The following is a 19104-nucleotide window of genomic DNA, read 5'->3' as shown; positions in this document are numbered from 1 at the left end:
CGGACGACGGTTGCTTAGACACCACCCATCGTGCCGGTCAGGGGCCCGTTCCTTCTATCCCCGTCCCGGTGACCACAACGTCATGACCCGCAACATCTAGGCGGGTCCCATTCACCGGCTCAGGACAGCAGAAGCTCGAGCGGATCCTGCGTGACCTTCAGGACGTGGTTCTCGTCGGGGTAGCTCAGCGACACGGCCTTCGCACCCTTCGGTACGGAGACGACGTACATGTAGTCGCGGGTGTCGCCCGGGTTCAGCGGATCGTAAGAGGGGCCGTCGTAGGCATCCTCGGTGAGGGAGTCGGTCGCGGTGTCGCTCGCGATCTCGTCCTCGACGCTGCGGGAGTGGGTCGTGCCGTCCTCGAGCGTGAGGTCGCCCGCTGGGTAGGGCGGCTCCGCAGGGTCGTCGGCGACGTTCTTGATCGTGAGGGTGATGGCGCAGAGCTCCTTGCCCTTCGGGGCCTCGTAGGGCTTGTTCATCTCGGCGTCGTCCATGCCGTCCCAGTCGTCGTCGAACTGGGCGTTGTCGACCTCGGAGAGCCCGCACTTCGCATCAGCGACCTTCACCTTCAGGCTGAGGGTGCTGGACTCGTAGGTCGCCGTCTTGCCCATCGCGACCCCCTCGTCCTCTGGTTCGGTGCTCGGGGACTCGCTCGGCTTAGCGGACCCTCCGCCGGCGTCGGACGCCTCGGTCCCACCGGCATCAGAGGCAGCGGCGGGCGGGGCCTCCTCGTCTGCGGCGTCGCTGGAAGTGGAGCATGCGCTGAGCGCGACGACGGCGCTGGCAGCGAGAAGGAGAGGGAAACGGAGCTTCATCTACTCAGAATATGGAAGCACGACATTCCGAGGGCAGGAATGCATGCAGCACCACTGATGCTGAGACCAATTCGTTACCGAGGGGTCACCAGCAGGGTCTGAGTCTGACGTAGCTCCCTCTCTGTGAGCTGTCAGCTGGTCTCGACGAGGGTGTCCCGCGGCAGATCGTTCAGCGACTGCCCGGTGTGGAGCACCAGACTGATGCAGCCCGGGTGGTTGTGCTCGTGCGAAAGCGGAGAGTCGTTGTCCTCAGCCCAGGTGACGCTCCCCTCGTAGGTCTTCCCCTGGTGCTCGAAGCGCACGCTGCTCGCCAGGCGCAGTGCGTTGATGTCGCCGGCCTGGATCATGACTCCTCTTCTGCGCCCGCGCAGGATCGCTCGCCATCACCGGAGGGCGACTCGCGCAGCCACATCGCGCGATCAAGCGCCCGAGCGGAGACGCCCAGCTCGGCGGCGGCCGCAATGACGAGCTGGCGGGCACGCGTCGGCGAGACGTCGGCCGCGACGGCGCGGTAGAGGAACCGCCGGACCATCTCGTCGGGCTTGGTGACGTCCTCGACGCCGGCGTTCATGCGCACGTAATCCCAGGATTGGGAGCCGAGTCCCTTCACGCGGGTCCACGCGCGCTTGGCTTCGGGATCGTGAGCATGCTCGCGGAGATGCTCGGCGGTGGTGATCCCGAGCCCCTCGAGGTTCCGCAGCCCCTCGTAGATCCCTTCGGCGCGCAGCCGCATCGTGCCGGGGAGCTTCGATTGGTTCGCGATCACGTCGCGCGAGAATCCCTCGGGGCCGCCGGCGGCATCGATGACAGCCAGCAGGTCCGGCCCGGAGTCGGCCTCGGGATCCGCGCCGGCAGCGATTCGATGATCGCGGTATCGCTGCAGCACCCTGCGCACGGACGGCGTGCCGGCCTGCAACGTGTGGACGGCGTTCAGGGCGCACAGCGCCAGGGAGTCGCGCATCTGGACGGGAGCACCCCAGGTGCTGGGGTCGCCGAGCTCGGTGCGCACGGCGTCGAGGACGCGGGGCAGGAGTTCGTCTGTCATGGTCGAAAGATACTGGACGGAAACGACAACTGGAGGCGGGATCTGAAGAACTTCCAGCGTACTCAGGCCCCGAGGTGTTCGACCTCGGCGAGGGCGTCCGATCGCTGGGTCTTCACCACGGCGATGTCGTAGTCCGCCTGCAGCTCGATCCAGAAACTCTCGCTCACACCGAACGCCTTCGAGAGTCGCAGACCCGTCGCAGGGGTGATGCGGCGGGTGCCGTGCACGATCTCGTTGATGCGCCGACGTGGGACGTGCATGGCACGGGCGAGCCTGGACTGGCTGATGCCCATCGGCGTCAGGAAGTCGTCGAGCAGGATCTCACCGGGGTGGATCGGCTCGTGAGCGATGCGGGTCATCTTGGTCCCTCCTGCGGCTCGGCATGCGAGGTCGTGTCGATTGTGCGCGTCCTGCGGCTCGTGCTGCGCGCTGATCGCGGCTCAGGCCGGAGATCGTGCTTGCCGAGCAGCCAGTGCACCCAGGTCGGGCCATGCCCGAGAGCGGTCGAGAGCGCCTGCATGGGCACGCCGTCGCCCACGATCCTGGCGCATACCTCCGCGACCTCACGCCCCTCAGGGGCGGTCATGTCGCGGAAGCCAGGCTGCGACCGCGGTGCCGGAGGGCAGGCGTCCACGAGTGCGCGCAGCTGCGCGAGCTCGGCGTCGGTGGGGTTCCGGCGCTCCGCGAGCTTCGGGTACCGCGTCGTCGGCGGCCCTCCGGCGGTCTCGAGCGCGGTGCGTACGGCCGTCCGCGAGCAGCCGAGCGCCTCGGCGATCTGCGTGAGCGTCTCCCCCGCGGCGCGCCGGCGGATTACTTCCGAGGGATCTGCGATGGGCTTCTGCCCCCAGCGGCGGTACGTGACGGGATGGCGCGCCTGCACGAGCCGGCGCACGGTCTCGGAGTGCAGGTCGAGGTCGGTGGCGATCCGCTGCCACGACTCCCCCGCCTCGTAACGCTCGTGGGCGGCGCGCGCGATCTGCTCGCGCTGCTCCTCGGTGAGGCGTCCGCGCATCGTCACCCTCCTCCGTCGCGATGTGGACCGTCGGCACCACCTGGTAGTCGCACTGCACACGATGCACCATGGGTGTATGAATCCTGAGCCCATGGTCAGCCCTGAGGGTCACCCGAACAATTGCGAGGCGCTCGAGGACCAGATCGACGTCGAATCGGCAGCGGAGGCTCGCAAAGAAGATGGTTCGATCAGCCACCGTGACCTGATGGCTGAGCTGGGGCTCTGACCACTACTCGCTACGGAGCCCCTGCTAGCACATGTGAGACACTCGTGTCCAACACGGAAATACACGTTTGACGTACATATCTTTGCTGGAGGTGCTCGTGGTGGTCGATGTCGCGACAGTTCTGCGGGAGCTCGACCTCTCCGTGACTGGTGGTTCCACCGAAGACGCATGGCTGCTTCGAGCGGCGGATGGCAGCCGCTTCGAGGTCTCACCCGCCCCGCCTGTGAAGCGGCTCGACGCACGTCACGTCAACAACACCTTGGCCCATCGGAGCGCGGCACTCCTCGTGGGAGAGTCGGCGACGCCTGGAACGATCGCTCGCGCCGAGGCCGGCGACATCGACATCCTCACCGCGCGCCCGATCCGCTTGATTCATGCGGGCCACATCTACGAGGCAGCTACGCCGGAGGAGCCAGCCCACTCCCCCCGTTCCATGCCGCGCGGCCGACCGGCATGGATCCGCTGGGCACTTGAGCGCTATCTGCTGCTCGCGATGGAACCGGCGCGTCAGCCGGCGATCGCCGGTGAATTGGGAACGAACCAACAAGCCGTCTCGAGGGCAGTGCGTCGCCTCGGGGACTTCGCCGTCGACTCTCGGAAGGGCGTGTTCGCGCGAGATCGGCGCGCGCTGCTCGAGCATTGGATCGACGAGTACCCGGGACCCGGCGGGCAGGAGTTCGGCTGGTACGGGCTCGCCGACGTCCGAGACCAGGCGAGGACAGCCTGCGCGGTTGCAACGTCGCTCGAGCTGGAGCCCCGCGTCGGGGGCGACGTCGCCGCCGACGCGATCGCACCGTGGAAGCTACCCACGAACGCGCGCATCTACGTGCGCGAGCCCGTCGACTTGGCAGGCGACGGCTTCGTGCATGCGCCGCTTGAGGAGGCCACGCTCGTCACCTGCGTGCCGAGGGACCCGACCATCTGGCGGCTGACCTCGATGAGCCAGGCCGTGAGCGCACCGGACGGCCTTCCCCTCGCGGACCCGCTGATCGTGCTCTGGGATCTCCTGGCCAGCACCGACTTGGACAGCGACGCCGCCGCGCAGAAGCTCGCTGATGCGATCGTGGGCGAGAGATGACCCCCGACGAGACGTTCGAGGCCCACACTCGCGCGACCAGCAACGCAGATTCGCTCGGCCTGCTCGCACTGGCCGCCGTCGCCGAAGCCGCGGGGGATGCGAGGTACTGCATCATCGGCGGCTACATGGTGCGCATGCTCCAGCTCGTCTACCCGACGCCCCGCGCTGTACTCCGTTCGACGCGAGATGCCGACGCCGCCGTCGAGAGCGTCGAGGTCATCGGCCCCATCGCGCAGCGCCTGCAGATGCAGCACTTCGAGAAGAAGGGCGGCAACCTCTTCACGAAGCAGACCGCCGACGAGCAGGAGATCGAGATCAACGTGCTGATGCCACGCTCCGACAGCTCACGCGGCATCCGACCGAAGAACGTCCCCGGGCTCGGCCAGGTGGACACCCTGCCCGAGCTCACCTTCGCACTGTCGGGGCCGGGGCTCGCCGTGGACGTGACCGCGGATCTGCTGGACGGCTCGAGCATCGAGTTCCGCACGCGCGTTCCGCGCCTCGAGGTCGCTGCCGTGCTGAAGGCGCATAGCTGGAAAGCACGGGGTCTCTCGGACCCCAAGGACCTCGCCGACCTCCACTCTCTGATGGAGGTTCGGCAAGAACATCCTGAAGCTCCGTGGAGGCTCGATGAAGCCCCGTTGCACGGCTATCGCCTCGACGGTGCGCGTCTGCTGCATGAGCTCGCAGGCAAGCTCACGAAGAGGACCAGCATGATGCCCGTGCCGAGCCATGTGGAGCGACCGCGCATGGCGGCGCTCATCGCGCAGCACATCGCGAGACCATAACGAAGCTCGACCCCCTGCCCGAACGGTGCGTCACGAGTTTTGTCGCGGACTCCAGGCCGCCGCGAGTGCCGTTCGGATCTCAGCTGGGCCCGCGGCAAGGTCGACCTGTCGCACACCGACCGGAAGTCCGTCGATCTCAACGTCCAGGTCACGACCCGCGGATCCGTCCACCAGTGCGCCCAGCAGAACTGCTCGTGTCTCCCCCACGAACTCACCGCGGAAGACGGAGGCGTAAGAGACGAGCTGGCGGACGTAGCCCGGCTTGATCATCGTCTTGCCCTGATGCTGCGTGAAGATCGGAGCGAACTTGCACTCCACGATCACCTGCTGGCGGTGCCCCCGGATCACGACGTCGGCGTTGAGGTTCGGCAGGAACGCGAGATCTCCTGGGGCCCCGGTGGCCGGCCAGGGACGTCGTTCGGCGGCGACGGAGTACCCACGTGGTACGAGGTGGTGGCGGTAGAACCCGCGCACTGCCTGTTCGAAGAGTCGCCGCAGCGCGCCCTCGTCCCGCAGGATCGTCGGCAGCTCGGACTCTCCTGGGCTGTGCTCGGGGGCGCACATGGCACGCACCAGCGCGCCGAGCGCGAGCAAGGTGCGGTCCTCGGCGTCGAAGTGTCCGAACTGCTCTTTGGAGAGCTCAGCCGGAGTCGGATCTGCCGGGCTCACGCCCGAGCGTTCGAGCGTCTGCGCGGTCGTCAGGCAGTGCTGACGAACCTCCGCGGAGAGGGCGCGGCGTGATGCCTGGCGCAACGTGACGAGCATCGACCTATAGCGCGGCAGATCGACCGTCTGCTCGTCGTAGCGGCACAGCACCCGTCCGGACTGCATGAGCTGACCGCGAGCAGTGGCCAGGTGGTCGATGCGCCCGCGAACTCGCGTCAGCGGTTCGACACGGCGGCGGTACCCTCGCGCGAGCATCGTTCGGACCCGCCTCTCCACGCGTGCCGCGAGCACTTCGGCCAAGGCATCCAGCAGGTCGTTGTCGCGTTCCCCGCGCAGCAGACGCTCCCGGTCCTCGCCGTTGAGCTTCTCGAGCAGGTCCGACGCGTACAGCAGCAGGAACCAGACGCTGCGCACGTCTATACGGGTTGACCCCGCGCCGGCGACGAACACCTCAGACCTTCGCGAGCAGTTGCTGGACCATGCGCTCAACGGCCGCAGGGTCGTCATGCCAGTACTCGCTCAGCTGCGGTGCGACCGACGTCTGCACGACAGCCTCGAACCACGGCCAAAGCTCACTGGCCTCGCCCTCCGGGGTGAAGTACGAGTGCCCGATCCGGAATGACTTCCCGAGGTTCGGATCCTCGGCGATCTGGTCGTTCATCGCGATGACGCGGCGCGCGATCTCCTCGATGTGAGCCGACGGGGCCGTGCGGAACCGGTCCCTCAGATGGGCCTTCCAGGCATCGTTGAGCTGCGGCTCGAGCTCGAAGAACGCGAATCGTCGACGGAGGGCGAAGTCGACCAGGGCAAGAGACCGATCAGCGGTGTTCATCGTGCCGATGACGTAGAGGTTCTCGGGCAGGTGGAACCGGTCCTCATCTTCCCGGGTGTAGGTCAACTCGAGTGCCTCGCGCTCCGAGCGCTTGGTGTGCTCGAGCAGAGTGAGCATCTCGCCGAGGGCCTGGGCGGGGTTCCCGCGGTTGAACTCCTCGATGATCATCACGTGCGGGATGTCGGGGTCCTGTCGCGCGAGTTCTGCGTGCTGCAGGAGTGGCCCGTCGACGAGTTCGAGGCGGCCGTCGCCACTGGGTCGCCACCCGCGAACGAAGTCCTCGTAGGAGGTTCCGGGGTGGAACTGCACGGCGCGGACGCTCGGCTCATCCTCGAAACCGATCAGCGCGTAGGCGAGTCGGCGGGCGAGCCAGGTCTTGCCGGTGCCCGGTGCACCTTGCAGGACGATGTTCTTCGTCGACTGCCAACGGTCGATGATCCGGCGCAGCTCGTGCGGAGGATGGAAGGCCCCGTCTTCGATGATCGACTCCACGGTGTAGGGCGCACTGTCCAGTTCTTCCACGTCCTCCACTGCCGTCGCCTGGTCGCGGCCGATCCAGCGTTCGAACAGTGGAGACTCGTAGAAGTTCGGCAGCGGACCCGGGGACGGGGACATCCACTCCCGCAGGGCAGCGAGATCGACGTCGAGATCACCACTTGCAGGACGCCCCGTCTGGTCAGGGAAGAACGTGGTGACGATGCGCTTCTTATCGATGTCTGCGACGATCGGGAAGAAGTAGTCGGGATGCCCCAGGTAGGTGAGCGAGCCTCGCAGAGACAGTTCCGGGGACCCTGGAGAATTCCTCACGATCTCGCGCCAAGCGAGGGGCTCCTCCGACCCGTGGTCGAGTTCCTCCGTGGTGAGTGTGCGCAGGTAACGCACGAACTCGATCAGCATCGACAGCTGCTGGAAACGACGGGTGCTGAACGCGACGCCTCCCCCGAAAACGGGGGACTCGAGCGCCTCGATGATCGGAGCGGGGATCTCGTACTTGCCAGTGGCGTCTTCCAGCACCCGCTCGATGTAGCCCACCTTGGTCGCGGGAAGGAACTGTGCGAGCGGCAGTATCTGCAACAGGAAGATCTCTGCGAACAGCACGCGGACGTCGTCCGAGGCCCCGTCCAGCTGCAGCTCCAGCTTGGTAAAGAAGTCCTTGCCGGAGACGTCCGGACGCTTCACGAAACGCTCGATGAGGTTCTCGATGTTCTCGTCGGTCCACACGTCGTGGTCGGTGAGCACGGACCCGCCGCTGCGCGCACAATCCAGCAGCCGCTCTGCCTCTCTACTGACCGGCCCGTCGAAGTCGATGAGGCTGCACGCGGGCGGCTCTCCCTGGATCGTCTCGGCGGATCCGTCAGCAGGTTCGGGCTGAGCTGCGTCGAACTCCGCGAGCACCTCCTCGATCTGCTGTGAGGTGACGTTCCCCCGGGACAGGTTCCACTCGCCGACGACTTCGATCATCTCGCGGGTGAGCTGCCATGGCTTGTGAGCAGGGTGCTCGGGATACTTAGCGCGCAACGCGCGGCGCACGTCCTCGTTCGTCTTCAGTCCGAACTTCTCGGAAACGTGCTTCGGTCGCCACATCGTCATGGGGATGACCGTAGCGGGTGGGTGCGACGTTTGGGCGGCGCTCACGGAGCGGATGCCCGGAGCTGAGCGCGAGGAAACCACGCGCACGAACTCTCCCCGGGACGCGCCCGGCCGCGGCGAGCTCAGCCCAGTTCGACCGGCTCGAAGACCGAGCGGTTCGTGGGATCGATCCGGTTCAGCGGAAGTCGCCACAGCAGGAGGTGCTCACCGCGCCGGGCGTGCTCCTTCACCCAAAATCGTGCGTGTTCGAGCGTGCCGAAGACTGCGCGGGGATTGGTGTCGACCTCCGGCGCGAGCGGCCTGTCCGTCTCGACGGCGACCCAGACGAACTCCCGCGACGCGCGAGCGCGAGGTCCGATGACCTCGAACTCGATCCAATGAACCCCGATGCCGGGGTTGCGCAATTCGGCTCTGATCGCGTCGGCCTCGTCCTCGAAGACACCAACGAGCGGCCGGTACGGACCGAACGTCGTCGGGCTGTCGTCGGACGGGACTTCGCGGAACATGAGCTGCACGTAGCGCGGCTCGGGCTTGACCATTCGCATCTGCTGGGCCTCCTTCATGGTGCGGTCGGAACACGTGATCCGCCGATCGGTCGCACCCAGGCCATACGTCGGAGTCAACCTTTATGCCATGATTCGCCAGCTTAAGCAGCTGAATGAGGGGATGGCCCCAGTGTCTGCACTGTGAAGGGCTGATGATTGAAGAACCCGTTCCTCGCCACGACCTCAACGTGCTGTCCGTCCGGCACGTCGACCCGCGCCCCCGCAACTCCGAGAACACTGCCTGCGACGCGATAGCGAGCACCGATGGCGATTTCGTGCGCACCCCCAGTGGTATCAATCTGGAGCGGTCGGCCCCATTTTGCCTCGTGGTCGATACCGTCCAGGCGAACGATCGGGTGAGCGAACAACCTCAGAAACCACCCGTTCACCCAATGGGTGCGAGGCGTGACCGCTATGGACGAACTCATGACCTCACTCTGTCATGACGTCGAATGGGTTCATACAGCATCTCGGCGTCGATGCTCTTCATGCGCCCAGCTCAATCGGCTCGATGAGCGAGGGGTCGGTCCGGTCGACCTTCCGGGCGTTGTTCACCTGACGATCCACCGGGTGGGTCACGAGGGTCTTCGCGATCTCCTCGGAGACCTCGCCGAGCCCCTGGTGCAGATCGGCCTTCTCGTCGTCGTCGAGCTTGCCCGGCGCGAGCCAGTCCCCCAGCTTGTCGTCCGGGAGATAGGCGGGCATGCGGTCGTGGACGTCGCCGGCGGCGTCCTTCGCCTCGCGGGTGATGATCGTGAAGGTGACCTTCCAGTCGTCCCCGTCCTTGCGCGCGGCGGCGAGGCCGGCGGCGTTCAACAGTCCACCCTTCTCGGGATGGACGTAGTAGGGCTGCTTCGTGCCGTCCTCCTGCTCGACCCACTCGTAGTAGCCGGTCATCGGGACGACGACGCGCTGTGAGGTGAAGGAGCCCTTGAACATGCCGTTGGTCGTGACCGTCTCGTAGCGGGCGTTGATCGGCCGCGGGCCCGTCTCTTTCGCCCACGAGGGGCGAAGGCCCCAGCGGGCCGGCTCGAGGGTGCGCTGCAGCTCGCCATCGTCGTCGTAGTGCTCGCGCACCACCGGCACCAGCGTGGAGGGCGCGATCGAGAACACCGGCGACCAGTCCGGATCCTCGCGATCAGCCTTGGTCGCGACGTAGGCGTGGAGCAGCCCCGTCTCGTCGTAGTCGAGCACGAACCGTCCGCACATGGTGGGTCCCTTCGTCGTCGGTGTGACGAGCGTAGCCACACCAAGCAACCCTCACTGCCGTCCATCGCACGGGAGGCATGCCGGCGACCGATCTCCGCTGGTGGTCGCAGGTAAGGCAGGACGGCGTCGTCCGCGTCCTGACGAGCACGGATGATCGCTAAAGCGAGCTGCGCCAGAACAGCCCGTTCGCCGGAGTCCTCCGGGAGACCGAGCGCCGCCTGGCGCGGCGGTCGTTCCGCGAGCACTGGGCCCCACGAGCACGCGGCAGAGTCGCGTCCTAGTTCAAGAGAGCAGGGGCGTCGTCGCCAGTCTGCATCAGGCACTCGGACTCCCCTGCCATGCAGTCCTGGATGAGCGGATCGACCCACCTGCGTTCGCGTCCGGGTACATGGGACTGATGCACAAGTAGGTGTCACATCATCTGTTGCGCTGGAGAGGGTCGCAGGGAAGTGACTGCCGCACGGATAGGTGACATCTTCACCTATCCGTGCCGCAGTCCCATCAATCAAGCACCAGCGGTGGCTACGAAGTGGTCCGGACAGCCAGCGTCGCGGTCGCATCGGGTGCCACCGTGGCGGTGGCCCGCACTGCTGCCGAGTCGTATGAGGAGACGATCTCCGACTGGTAACGGCAGTTCTCCGCGTTCAGTGTGACGTCTTCGATCATGTCTCCGGGGCGAAGACAGACCTGGAGCGTGATGGTCAGCGCGTCGGAGGTCCGATTCGTGACGGTCACACTGGTGTCGTCGGCGCACAGGTCAATGGATCCGCCGCAGAATTGCAATCCGGTCCAGGAGAAGCGCTGCCAGGGGGTGTAGGGCGCGAACGTCAGTGTGCGGGCGTCGTGGTCGCGGGTCACGCCCAGCACGTCGTGGACCATGAAGCTGACGAACTCGCCGGCGCACCAGCCGCACTTGCCGAGGCCGCGTTTGATGCGGCTCGGCTCGGTCTCTGCGTGTTTGAAGGGCCACCACCAGAAGGACCCGTCGAGGTCGGTGGTTTCGCGAATGGTCCGGAGCGCGGCCGCGAGCTCGGCGCGCGTCGCCGCCGTGGAGAGCATGTGGACGTGCCCGGGGTAGGTGACGCCGTTGTAGTCGTCCCAGTCCCAGAAGTCCACGCCGCCGGTGATGCGCGAGTAGTACGGGTCCCGCGGGCTCTCCGCCCAGCGCGCGTGGGCACGGACGCGGTGGTCGTCGCGGGGCACGAATCCGTACACGGAGGCCAGCGTTAGGTCGCTCTCTTCCCCGTCGTGGGCCCGGACGAACTGCCCGTCGGCGTAGATGCCTTCGACGAACATCTGCTCGCCGTCGACGACGCGCACGCCGCGCGCCGAGATCGCCTCGTGCAGCTCCTCCGCCAGCGCTCTGAGGTCATCCGCGACCACCGTCCCGAGGGCATCGGAGAAGTCGTCGGCGAGGGCCTTGGCTGCCCGCCAGGCGAGGATATTCGATCCAATGTGGAAGTCTCCGCGGGAGGGGCCGTCAGAGATGTACAGCGTCCGGTAGAGGCCCATGTGGCCGGGGCGCTCGGCCAGCAGCGCCTCTCCGAGCTGGCGAGCGTGCTCGATAACGTGCGTGGTGGCGTCGTCGAGCGCCTGCCTCCCGTGGCGCTGGAGGAATAGCGCGGAGAGCACGATGGCGAGGCAGGCGTTGCCGAGGGAATGCTGCAGTCCTGTGGCCTCGGGGTTGATCTCCGCCTCTCGCTCCCACGGACGCTCGGGAAGGCCGTACTGCGCGAGGAAGTCGATGGCCCTTCCCGCGAGGCGGGGCTGCGAGTCGAGCAGGCCGAGGGCGCTGTAGCCGAAGTCGCGGGTCCAGACGTCCGGCAGCGGGTTCGCGTTGGAGCCCCAGAAGGACCCCGCGGCGGTGCCGTCGGGCAGGAGCAGCATCGACTGGCGGGCGAGTTCGCTTGCCCTCGTAAGTAGTTCGCCGAACCAGGGGTCCTCGGGCACGTCGAGTGTTCCCAGGGACCCAACGTGGCTCGTCACGGACTCCTCGCGGGAACGGGCGATGTCCTCGACGGAAGGGGCGGATGGGTGGTGTTGCCCGGCGGGGTCGCGGTCGAGCCGGATGACCGCGCCGACGCGGTGCCGGGCCCCGGGCGCGAGTCGGACGGCCAGCTCGCCTCCGGTGCTGGCTCCGTTCTCGCCGACGAGGACGACGACGGGGTTGAGGGGCGGGAGCTCATGGACGGGTCTGGCGTCGATCTGCGGCCGAACCGTCACCGCGCGCTCCTGGTCGGTGTCGTTGATCAGGGTGAGCAGTGCGCGGATTTCGGCGGGGGCGGGGTCCCCGGCGGGTGCGAACACCTCGCGAAGCACCTCAATCCCATGGCCCCGCTGTCGGAACGCGGGGGTCACCCGATCGCGGAACTCCAGGCTGCCCTCGGACGGGTCCAGCCCTCGCTCCCCGTCCGTCGTGGCGGCGAACACGCCCAGGTCGATGCATCCTTGCCAGAAGCTGAGCTGCTTGTGGATGTACACGCCGGGAATCGCGCGGCCGCGAACGTCCTCGATCCCATCAGCGGCGACGGCGCGGCGCAGCCGTCCGGAGGCGTCGAGAGCCCCGAGGACCACGTTGTTGGAGACGTCGACGCTGAAGGGGTAGTCCGTCTTCCGGGCGTGCACCGCCTCGGGGTCGAGGGCAGCGGGCCAGGACAGGCCGGCAGCGCTGAAGAGGCTGGCTCGGTCTCGGGCGGCGCGGCGCTCGTCGTAGCCCAGCGCGGCGCTGGCGGTGGGTGGAGAAGGGGCAGTCATGAGGGGTTGTGCCTTTCGGTGCGTGTTTCGGGAATGGTCGGGAGGGGAGCTATTTGCCGGTGCGTGCTTCGGGGATTGGTCGGGACGGGGCTATTTGCCTCCAGTGAAGGTCACGCCCTGGACGAAGTACTTTTGAGCCAGGAAGAACAGCAGCACCACGGGCAGGAGCACCATGGTCGCGGCGGCCATCAGCAGGCCCCACTGGCCCGTGTACGCGCCCTGGAACGAGGCGAGGCCCACCGCCAGGGTGTAGTTCTTCTGGCTGTTGAGGTAGATGAGCGGGCCCAGGAAGTCCTTCCAGGTGTTGACGAAGGTGAAGATCACGACCACGAGGACGGCGGGCTTGGCCAGGGGCATGATGACCCGCCACCAGACCCACCACGGCGATGCGCCGTCGACGTAGGCGGCCTCGTCGAGTTCGTAGGGGATGTTGAGGAAGAACTGGCGGAGCATGAAGATGTAGAAGGCTCCCTGCATGCCCGCTCCGCCGAAGAACGCCGGCGCGATCAGCGGGACGAAGGTGTCGATGGCCCCGAGGTTCTGCCACATCCAGAAAGTCGGGATGATCGTGACCGCGTACGGCAACAGCAGCGTGCTGATCGTCAGCCCGAAGACGAGGTCCCTGCCCCGCCAGTGCATCCGTGAGAAGCTGAAGGCGGCCAGGGAGCAGCTGAGGATCATTCCCACTAGCACGCCGGCCTCGACGATGATCGTGTTCAGGAGGTACCGCCCGAAGGGGACGGTGCTGAAGACCTCGGCGTAGTTCTGCGGGAGCCACGGGTCGGGTATCCACTCCGGGGGGCTCGTGAAGATCTGCTGGTCGCCCATGAGCGAACTGCGCACGAGCCAGACCAGGGGCAGCACGGTCGGAACGATGCCGAGGATGAGCACCGTGTAGAGGACGATCGCTCGGGTCTTCTTCGACTGTCGGTGTGAATTCATCGCGCTCCTCCGATGCCGTAGTGGACCCAGCTGCGCGACCAGCGGAAGAGCAGCAAGGTGAAGATGCCGATGAGGACGAAAACGACCCAGGCCAGGGCGGAGGCGTACCCCATCATCGAGTTGGTGAAGGCGGACCGGTAGAGGTAGTAGACGATGAAGAGCGATCCGTTGTTCGGTCCGCCGTTGGTCATGATGTAGGCCTGGTCGAACGTCTGGATCGTCGCGACGAGGCTGGTGACGAGGTTGTAGAAGATGATCGGCGTCATGAGCGGAAGAGTGATGTTGCGGAACGCGTGCCACCAGTTGCCGCCGTCGAGGCTGATGGCCTCGTAGAGGTACTCGGGGACGTCCTGCAGGCCCGCGAGGAAGATGACCATGATGTTGCCGAATCCCCAGACCGTCATGAGCACGAGCGAGGGAATGACGGTGTGCTCGTCGAACGTCCAGTTGGACGTCGACAGCCCCACCGACCGCAGGATCTCGTTGAACAGTCCGAAGTCGGGGTTGAACATCCAGTTCCACAGCACGGCGTTGGCGACGATCGGGACGAGGGCGGGCAGGTAGTAGATCGTGCGGAACAGCCCCTTCCCGCGGGCCCGTGCGTTCAGGAGGAGGGCGACGCCGAACGCGACTACCAGCAGCAGCGGGACGGTGAGCAGTGTGTAGTAGAGCGTGACCCACAGGGATTTCCAGAACAGCGGGTCGGCGCTGAACAGCTCGGTGTAGTTGTCCAGTCCCACGAAGCTCGGCGATGCGCCGATCTGCCAGTCGGTGAGGCTGATGACGAGCGAGGCGATCATCGGGCCGAACATGAACACGACGAGGCCGATCATCGTCGGCAACGCCATGAGGACGCCGGTCCTGGCTTGCCAGTTGCGGCGTTTCATCGCTCCTCCATCGGGTTGGGGTACGCCCCGGCGAGGAGCGGCTGGATCTTGTCGCGCAGCGATGTGCAGACGTCTGCTGCGCTCTCGTGGCCCTGCTGGATCACCTCGATGGCGGGGAAGAGCACGTCGCGGATGCGCGACATGTTGCGCAGTGTCTGGACGAAGCTGGTCACTGTGTTCGTCTGGAGGTAGTCCATGACAGCGGTCCTGAACTCCGGCGGATGGTTCTCGTTGTCCGTCCAGAAGGCGATGTCTTCGGGCTCGGTGTAGTACCTCATGTCCAGGGGGAGCCAGAGTCCCGACGTGAACAGCTCGGGGAGCGCTCGGGGGTCGTTGTGGTGGACGTAGAAGTCCGTGGCCTCCTGCGGGATCGGGGTCCTGCTGTTGATCATCGTGCAGCCCGAGAACTGCAGCGAGAGGGTCTCCTGATGCTTGGGGTGGACCCCGATGCCGTAGTCGATGTTCTGCTGGTTGAGGTTGAGCATCGTCCATGTGCCGTCGAAGGCCATCGCGACCTTCCCCGATCGGAAGTCTGCGCTCGTGTCCGATCCCGAGGATCCACCGGGCTTCGGGATCGGGGCGACGTGGTGGCGGTGGATGAGGTCCTGGAGGTGCTGGAGGGCCTCGATAGCCTCCGGTGAATCCAGGGCGTACTCGGTGCCGTCCTTCGTGGTCAGGTCGCCGCCGTTGGCCCGCACCATGGCGTACCAGGCGTTGGAGTTGAAGAACCCGGAGACGCCGTACTGGGCGACGTGCGAGGGGTCGAACCCGTCGTCCTCGGGGTGCCGACCCTCGGCGTCGAGGGTGAGCGTCTTCGCATTCTCGACGAACGTATCCCAGTCCCACGCCTCTTCGGCGGTCGAGGGCGGATACTGGACGCCGGCTTCGTCGAAAGCGGGCTTGAGGTAGTACAGGCAGTTGACTGTCAGCCCGGTCTCGTTTCCCAGACACTTCCCGTCGTCCCAGAAGTAGTAGGAGCCGGGGAAGCGGTTCGCGAGCTCGGGGTGGGCGTCAAACTCGGGATAGAGGTTGTACGCCAGGCCTCGCTCGGCGAGGTTATAGGCCATGTGCTCGTGGGAGTACAGCACATCGGGCGCTTGGCCGGCCGCCACGAGGACGTTGAGCTTCGTGTCGTACTGATCGTTGCTGCCCGGTGTGAATCGCGGAATGGTCGGAACCTCGTTCTGCTGTGAGAACGCATCGAGCATTTGGCGCACGATCTGGTCCTCGTAGGTCGATCCCCAATACATGAAAGCCAGCGATTTGCCGGAACCGGCTGTCGTGCGGCTGCCAACACATGCCGAAAGGGACGCGGCCGCCGATGCCGTGAGGCCGAGCGCGCCCGCTCTGAGCAGGTACCGGCGGGACAACCTCGCCGGTGGGCTGGCCCCGGGTGGAAGGCCGAGTGAGTTGTGCATCGTCACGACGTTCTCCTTTGATGTCGTTGTGCGGCCCCGTCGATGAGCGGAGGCCTCTTGGCCGCGGGGATCAGCGCGCTGGGCCCACTGATCCACGGGTGATCGGGGGACAAGGGATGAACTGCCTCAGCGATGGACCGTCGTATCCGTGGACCCGGCGGATCGCGGTGCGCGCGGCCCATTCGCCCATCTCGCGGTGCGGGAGGCGCACGGTGGACAGGCCGGGGCTCAGCGAGTTGGCGACGCCGTCCTGGTCGTCGAAGCCGATGACGGACAAGTCGTCCGGAATCCGGAGCCCGCAGGACGCCGCGGCGTGGTAGACGGCCACGGCTATGCGGTCGGAGAAGCAGAAAACGGCAGTGGGCGGCTCCGGACCTGCGAGCAGGCGCGCGGCTGCGTCCTGGCCGTCGGCGGTCTCGGGCCCGGGGGCGTTGGCGATGTAGCGGTCCTCGGTTTCGAGGCCGGCCGCGGTCAATGCGCGGCGATAGCCGGCAAGGCGCTGCGTCTGCGCGTAGTCGAAGCCGGTGTGGTCGAGGTTGAGGAAGGCGACGCGCCGGTGCCCGGCCCGGAGGAGCTCGGCGACGGCGGTGAATGCCCCTGCTTCGTCGTCGGGCAGCACCACGTCCACGCGGCGGCGCTCAGCGTCCTCGGGGTGGGGGATCGCGCTGAGTGCGATCACGGGGATCTGAGCGGGGACGTCTGGGATTCGGACGTCCCGGGGGTAGTCTGCGGCCACGATCAGGGCGTCGACGTCGCGCTGTATGAGCGCCCGGATGGCGCGGACGTTTCGGTCGCTGTGATGGCCCGTGTCCACGACCATGAGCAGGTAGCCCTGCCGCCACGCGGCTTCCTGCGCGCCCGCGAGCATCTGACCGCTGAAGGGTATCGAGGCGACGCCCTCGGCGAGCACCCCGATGGTCTTGGAGCTGCGGGTCTTCAGGCCTCGGGCGAGCATGTTGGGCATGTAGCCCATGTCTTCGGCGACCTCGCGGATTCGAGCGGCGGAGACGGCGTTGACCCGGCCGTCGGCCCGGCCGTTGAGCACGAGGGAGACGGACGACGGGGAGACACCGACGCGCTCTGCGATGTCCTGCAGCCTCGTTGCCATGCGTCCCTCCATCGGTCGGTTAGTCGGGAAGGTATGGACGGCAAAGGTTTGCCGCAACGGGTCGACGGACTCGCTTCGGCAACAACCCCGCCTCGCCCTCAGGGGTGGGAGGCGCCCAGGGCCCGCACACCCGCTCCGGGGTGCGCGGACCCTGCTCTCCCGGTGTTCAGTACCGGCTGGCGCTGGTGGAGATCGTCGTCGCGCCGAACGCGGCGGACCCGTCGACGACGTCAAGCACGACGGCGGTGCCCGCCGGGTTCTCGAAACGCGCGCTGAGAGCGACGTCGTCCACGTAGAGCGTCGCGATGTCCTCGTCCAGCAGCAGCTGCAGGCGGTGCTCCTGGCCGTCGGCGAGGTCCGGCAGCGGGCGCTCGAGGCCGCGGTTGTCGAGCTGGCCCCAGGGCCAGTTGGGACGCTTGTCGAACTCGAGGCGCTGCTCGTCCACGATCATCGAGAACTGGTAGCCGACGTCGGTCGCTGTGTCCTCGCCGAAGCGGAGGTTGATCTCCCGAGTGCCCGGTGCAACCGTCAGCGTCGTCTCGAGCAGGCACGGCTGGGGCACGGAGTCGGCGAGGGACTGCTGGGCCAGACCGTCGCTACAGGAGAGCGCGAACGGGGTGACGGTGGTCGCGGGAGACGCGGTCAGGTGTGCCTGCACGGCGTCGGGGATCTTCACGCCCAGGGTGCCGTCCTCGCGCGCGACGACCTGGTGGATCAGCAGGGTGCCGCCCCACTGCCAGGTCCTGGTGTCGTCGTCGTTCCAGCGGGTGGCGACCCAGCCGACAAGGTAGCGGTGCTCGCCGTCGGACACGGAGCGCGCCGCGTAGTACGGGCGTCCGTCGAAGGCGTCGTCCTCGGTCGCTTCCCACGGCCCGTAGAGAGAGCGAGAGCGACGGTAGATCGTCTTGGATTTGTCGCTGTACTCGGTGACCAGGTGGTACCACCAGTCGCCTTCGCGGAACACGTCCGGCATCTCATGCATCGTGAACAGGCCCGGGGCCCAGAAGTCGCCCTGGAACTCCCAGGTCTCGTGATCGGTCGAGGTGAAGTAGACCGTCGAGCCACTCAGCCGGGTCTTGGGGCCGGCCTTGCGGGTTCCGAGGATCATCACCCACTGGCCGGCGTCCTCGTCGTAGACGACCCAGGGGTCGCGCCAGTCGTCGGGGTCGTATCCCTCCTGCGGGGCGACCAGGGACTTGTCGGTCTTGCGCCAGTGGATCAGGTCGTCGCTCTCGGCGATCATGAGGACCTGGGAAGGCTTGCCATCGGCGGCGAAGTGGTCGCGGTTGAAGCCGGTGTACATTGCGTAGAAGGTGCCGTCGGCCTCGAAGACGGATCCGGCGTAGATGAACTGGTCCTGATCGTGCTCCCCGCCGCGGACGATCGCGTCGCCGAGGTCCTCGTACTCGACGAAGTCCGTGGTGCGGGCGAGGGCCCAGCCGAAGGGCTCGCAGTCCGGGAGGGGGCCGGGGTCGCGGCCGTCGCGCTGGTGGAACAGGTAGAACGCGCCGTCGTGGAAGAACGGCATGCAGTCCCCGAACCAGGTGCCGGGGTGCTGGTAGTGGATGTCGGGCATGGTGCGGGTCAGTCCTTCGATCGAGTAGAGGGCATCGGGCTGGAGCTTCGGCTCCGTGAGGACACGGCGGGGGTGCCGTGCCCGGGTCATATCCGCGTGCCGCCGAGGCTTGAGGCGAACACGCGCTGGAAGGCGAGGAAGACGATGACGGTGGGCAGCGAGACCAGGAGGGCCCCGGCGAGGACGACAGGCGGGCCGACGGTGCCGTAGTTGCTCTGCAGGCCCGCGAGAGCGGCCATGACGGGGCGGATCTGCTCGCTGTAGCTGAGGGTGATGCCGAACAGGAGCTCGTTCCACACCCACACGAACTGGAAGATGAACGCAGCTGCGAGGGCCGACCTGCTCAGGGGCAGGTAGAACCGTGTGAAGACCCGCCACCAGTTCGCTCCGTCGAGCTGCGCCGCCTCGGCGATCTCCGGCGGGATGGTGAGCATGTGATTGCGCATGATGAAGAAGGAGAAGGGTATGCAGGTGGCGACGTAGATCAGCAGCAGCCCCAGCCGCGAGTCGTAGAGCCCTGAATCGCCCCGGGTTTGTTAGAGGCTCGCAAGTGCCGCTTCGGCGGGTGCCGGTGCGGTCTGGTTGTGATGGTAGGTGTCCTCGAGCTCGACGG

18 protein-coding genes and 1 pseudogene are annotated in these 19104 nt (G+C 66.8%); 3 read left to right on the top strand and 16 right to left on the bottom strand.

The genetic code is table 11. The features are described 5' to 3' along the window. Window positions 1-119 precede the first annotated feature (119 nt). The 5 genes from ACFQ53_RS16680 to ACFQ53_RS16660 form a co-directional block, all read right to left on the bottom strand. Entirely contained in the window at window positions 120-611 is a 492-nt protein-coding gene (locus tag ACFQ53_RS16680; RefSeq protein WP_377861764.1) for a hypothetical protein, read from the bottom strand. Window positions 612-946: 335 nt separating this feature from the next. Further along, entirely contained in the window at window positions 947-1162 is a 216-nt protein-coding gene (locus ACFQ53_RS16675; protein WP_377861761.1) for a hypothetical protein, read from the bottom strand. Next, window positions 1159-1860, bottom strand: coding sequence for a hypothetical protein (locus ACFQ53_RS16670; RefSeq protein WP_377861758.1), 702 nt, complete (start codon window positions 1858-1860; stop codon window positions 1159-1161). The genes ACFQ53_RS16675 and ACFQ53_RS16670 overlap by 4 nt, the downstream gene beginning before the upstream one ends. Before the next feature lie 62 nt (window positions 1861-1922). After that, window positions 1923-2219, bottom strand: coding sequence for a HigA family addiction module antitoxin (locus ACFQ53_RS16665; protein WP_377861755.1), 297 nt, complete (start codon window positions 2217-2219; stop codon window positions 1923-1925). Continuing rightward, window positions 2216-2872 (bottom strand): hypothetical protein, encoded by a 657-nt coding sequence (locus ACFQ53_RS16660; RefSeq protein ID WP_377861753.1) that lies wholly within the window; start codon window positions 2870-2872, stop codon window positions 2216-2218. Before ACFQ53_RS16660 ends, ACFQ53_RS16665 begins: the two co-directional genes overlap by 4 nt. A gap of 91 nt (window positions 2873-2963) precedes the next feature. Here ACFQ53_RS16660 and ACFQ53_RS16655 point away from each other — a divergent pair, with 91 nt between their 5' ends. The 3 genes from ACFQ53_RS16655 (at window position 2964) to ACFQ53_RS16645 (ending at window position 4964) form a co-directional block, all read left to right on the top strand. Then, a complete protein-coding gene (locus tag ACFQ53_RS16655; RefSeq protein ID WP_377861750.1) occupies window positions 2964-3098 on the top strand; it encodes a hypothetical protein in 135 nt (44 codons plus the stop codon). A 91-nt stretch (window positions 3099-3189) separates the two neighbouring features. Next, window positions 3190-4176: a hypothetical protein gene (locus ACFQ53_RS16650; RefSeq protein ID WP_377861747.1), complete on the top strand. Its 987-nt coding sequence runs from the start codon at window positions 3190-3192 to the stop codon at window positions 4174-4176. Next, a complete protein-coding gene (locus tag ACFQ53_RS16645) occupies window positions 4173-4964 on the top strand; it encodes a hypothetical protein (protein WP_377861743.1) in 792 nt (263 codons plus the stop codon). The genes ACFQ53_RS16650 and ACFQ53_RS16645 overlap by 4 nt, the downstream gene beginning before the upstream one ends. A gap of 30 nt (window positions 4965-4994) precedes the next feature. Here the strand turns inward: ACFQ53_RS16645 and ACFQ53_RS16640 are convergent, their stop codons facing one another. From ACFQ53_RS16640 to ACFQ53_RS16590, 11 genes and pseudogenes are all read right to left on the bottom strand, one after another. Beyond that, a complete protein-coding gene (locus ACFQ53_RS16640; RefSeq protein WP_377861741.1) occupies window positions 4995-6080 on the bottom strand; it encodes a hypothetical protein in 1086 nt (361 codons plus the stop codon). Between the two features lies 1 nt (window position 6081). After that, complete coding sequence (locus ACFQ53_RS16635) at window positions 6082-8052, bottom strand: McrB family protein (protein WP_377861739.1); 1971 nt, start codon at window positions 8050-8052, stop codon at window positions 6082-6084. A gap of 122 nt (window positions 8053-8174) precedes the next feature. Beyond that, a complete protein-coding gene (locus tag ACFQ53_RS16630; RefSeq protein WP_377861736.1) occupies window positions 8175-8615 on the bottom strand; it encodes a hypothetical protein in 441 nt (146 codons plus the stop codon). Window positions 8616-9083: 468 nt separating this feature from the next. Further along, window positions 9084-9806 carry an SOS response-associated peptidase gene (locus ACFQ53_RS16625; protein ID WP_377861733.1) on the bottom strand — a complete coding sequence of 241 codons (723 nt, stop codon included), beginning with the start codon at window positions 9804-9806 and terminating at the stop codon, window positions 9084-9086. 522 nt (window positions 9807-10328) lie between these two features. Continuing rightward, window positions 10329-12560 carry a hypothetical protein gene (locus ACFQ53_RS16620; RefSeq protein ID WP_377861731.1) on the bottom strand — a complete coding sequence of 744 codons (2232 nt, stop codon included), beginning with the start codon at window positions 12558-12560 and terminating at the stop codon, window positions 10329-10331. A gap of 90 nt (window positions 12561-12650) precedes the next feature. Beyond that, on the bottom strand, window positions 12651-13502 hold the full coding sequence (locus ACFQ53_RS16615; RefSeq protein WP_377861728.1) for a carbohydrate ABC transporter permease: 852 nt from the start codon (window positions 13500-13502) through the stop codon (window positions 12651-12653). After that, window positions 13499-14389, bottom strand: coding sequence for a carbohydrate ABC transporter permease (locus ACFQ53_RS16610; RefSeq protein ID WP_377861725.1), 891 nt, complete (start codon window positions 14387-14389; stop codon window positions 13499-13501). The genes ACFQ53_RS16615 and ACFQ53_RS16610 overlap by 4 nt, the downstream gene beginning before the upstream one ends. Next, the gene (locus ACFQ53_RS16605) at window positions 14386-15639 is read right to left on the bottom strand and encodes an extracellular solute-binding protein (protein ID WP_377861721.1); all 1254 of its coding nucleotides are present in this window, start codon (window positions 15637-15639) and stop codon (window positions 14386-14388) included. Before ACFQ53_RS16605 ends, ACFQ53_RS16610 begins: the two co-directional genes overlap by 4 nt. 238 nt (window positions 15640-15877) lie before the next feature. Next, window positions 15878-16915 carry a LacI family DNA-binding transcriptional regulator gene (locus ACFQ53_RS16600; RefSeq protein WP_377861718.1) on the bottom strand — a complete coding sequence of 346 codons (1038 nt, stop codon included), beginning with the start codon at window positions 16913-16915 and terminating at the stop codon, window positions 15878-15880. Between the two features lie 166 nt (window positions 16916-17081). Then, a complete protein-coding gene (locus ACFQ53_RS16595; RefSeq protein WP_377861715.1) occupies window positions 17082-18491 on the bottom strand; it encodes a glycosyl hydrolase family 32 in 1410 nt (469 codons plus the stop codon). Window positions 18492-18577: 86 nt separating this feature from the next. After that, window positions 18578-19000 (bottom strand): annotated as a pseudogene (locus ACFQ53_RS16590) (carbohydrate ABC transporter permease); the annotation flags it as partial. Window positions 19001-19104 lie beyond the last annotated feature (104 nt).

It is taken from the genome of Brachybacterium sp. NPDC056505, from assembly GCF_042794925.1.
Taxonomy (GTDB): Bacteria; Actinomycetota; Actinomycetes; order Actinomycetales; family Dermabacteraceae; genus Brachybacterium; species Brachybacterium kimchii.
Note: the sequence above shows the minus strand (reverse complement) of the source record. Positions and strands in the feature narration are given on the sequence as shown.

Bases quoted from the DNA above. Each gene is read 5' to 3' on its own strand.
- ACFQ53_RS16645 (WP_377861743.1), top strand. From the start codon at position 4,173: ATGACCCCCGACGAGACGTTCGAGGCCCACACTCGCGCGACCAGCAAC.
- ACFQ53_RS16600 (WP_377861718.1), bottom strand. From the start codon at position 16,915: ATGGCAACGAGGCTGCAGGACATCGCAGAGCGCGTCGGTGTCTCCCCG.
- ACFQ53_RS16630 (WP_377861736.1), bottom strand. From the start codon at position 8,615: ATGAAGGAGGCCCAGCAGATGCGAATGGTCAAGCCCGAGCCGCGCTAC.
- ACFQ53_RS16595 (WP_377861715.1), bottom strand. From the start codon at position 18,491: ATGCCCGACATCCACTACCAGCACCCCGGCACCTGGTTCGGGGACTGC.
- ACFQ53_RS16610 (WP_377861725.1), bottom strand. From the start codon at position 14,389: ATGAAACGCCGCAACTGGCAAGCCAGGACCGGCGTCCTCATGGCGTTG.
- ACFQ53_RS16665 (WP_377861755.1), bottom strand. From the start codon at position 2,219: ATGACCCGCATCGCTCACGAGCCGATCCACCCCGGTGAGATCCTGCTC.
- ACFQ53_RS16635 (WP_377861739.1), bottom strand. From the start codon at position 8,052: ATGACGATGTGGCGACCGAAGCACGTTTCCGAGAAGTTCGGACTGAAG.
- ACFQ53_RS16625 (WP_377861733.1), bottom strand. From the start codon at position 9,806: ATGTGCGGACGGTTCGTGCTCGACTACGACGAGACGGGGCTGCTCCAC.
- ACFQ53_RS16615 (WP_377861728.1), bottom strand. From the start codon at position 13,502: ATGAATTCACACCGACAGTCGAAGAAGACCCGAGCGATCGTCCTCTAC.
- ACFQ53_RS16670 (WP_377861758.1), bottom strand. From the start codon at position 1,860: ATGACAGACGAACTCCTGCCCCGCGTCCTCGACGCCGTGCGCACCGAG.
- ACFQ53_RS16675 (WP_377861761.1), bottom strand. From the start codon at position 1,162: ATGATCCAGGCCGGCGACATCAACGCACTGCGCCTGGCGAGCAGCGTG.
- ACFQ53_RS16605 (WP_377861721.1), bottom strand. From the start codon at position 15,639: ATGTATTGGGGATCGACCTACGAGGACCAGATCGTGCGCCAAATGCTC.
- ACFQ53_RS16660 (WP_377861753.1), bottom strand. From the start codon at position 2,872: ATGCGCGGACGCCTCACCGAGGAGCAGCGCGAGCAGATCGCGCGCGCC.
- ACFQ53_RS16655 (WP_377861750.1), top strand. From the start codon at position 2,964: ATGGTCAGCCCTGAGGGTCACCCGAACAATTGCGAGGCGCTCGAGGAC.
- ACFQ53_RS16620 (WP_377861731.1), bottom strand. From the start codon at position 12,560: ATGACTGCCCCTTCTCCACCCACCGCCAGCGCCGCGCTGGGCTACGAC.
- ACFQ53_RS16680 (WP_377861764.1), bottom strand. From the start codon at position 611: ATGGGCAAGACGGCGACCTACGAGTCCAGCACCCTCAGCCTGAAGGTG.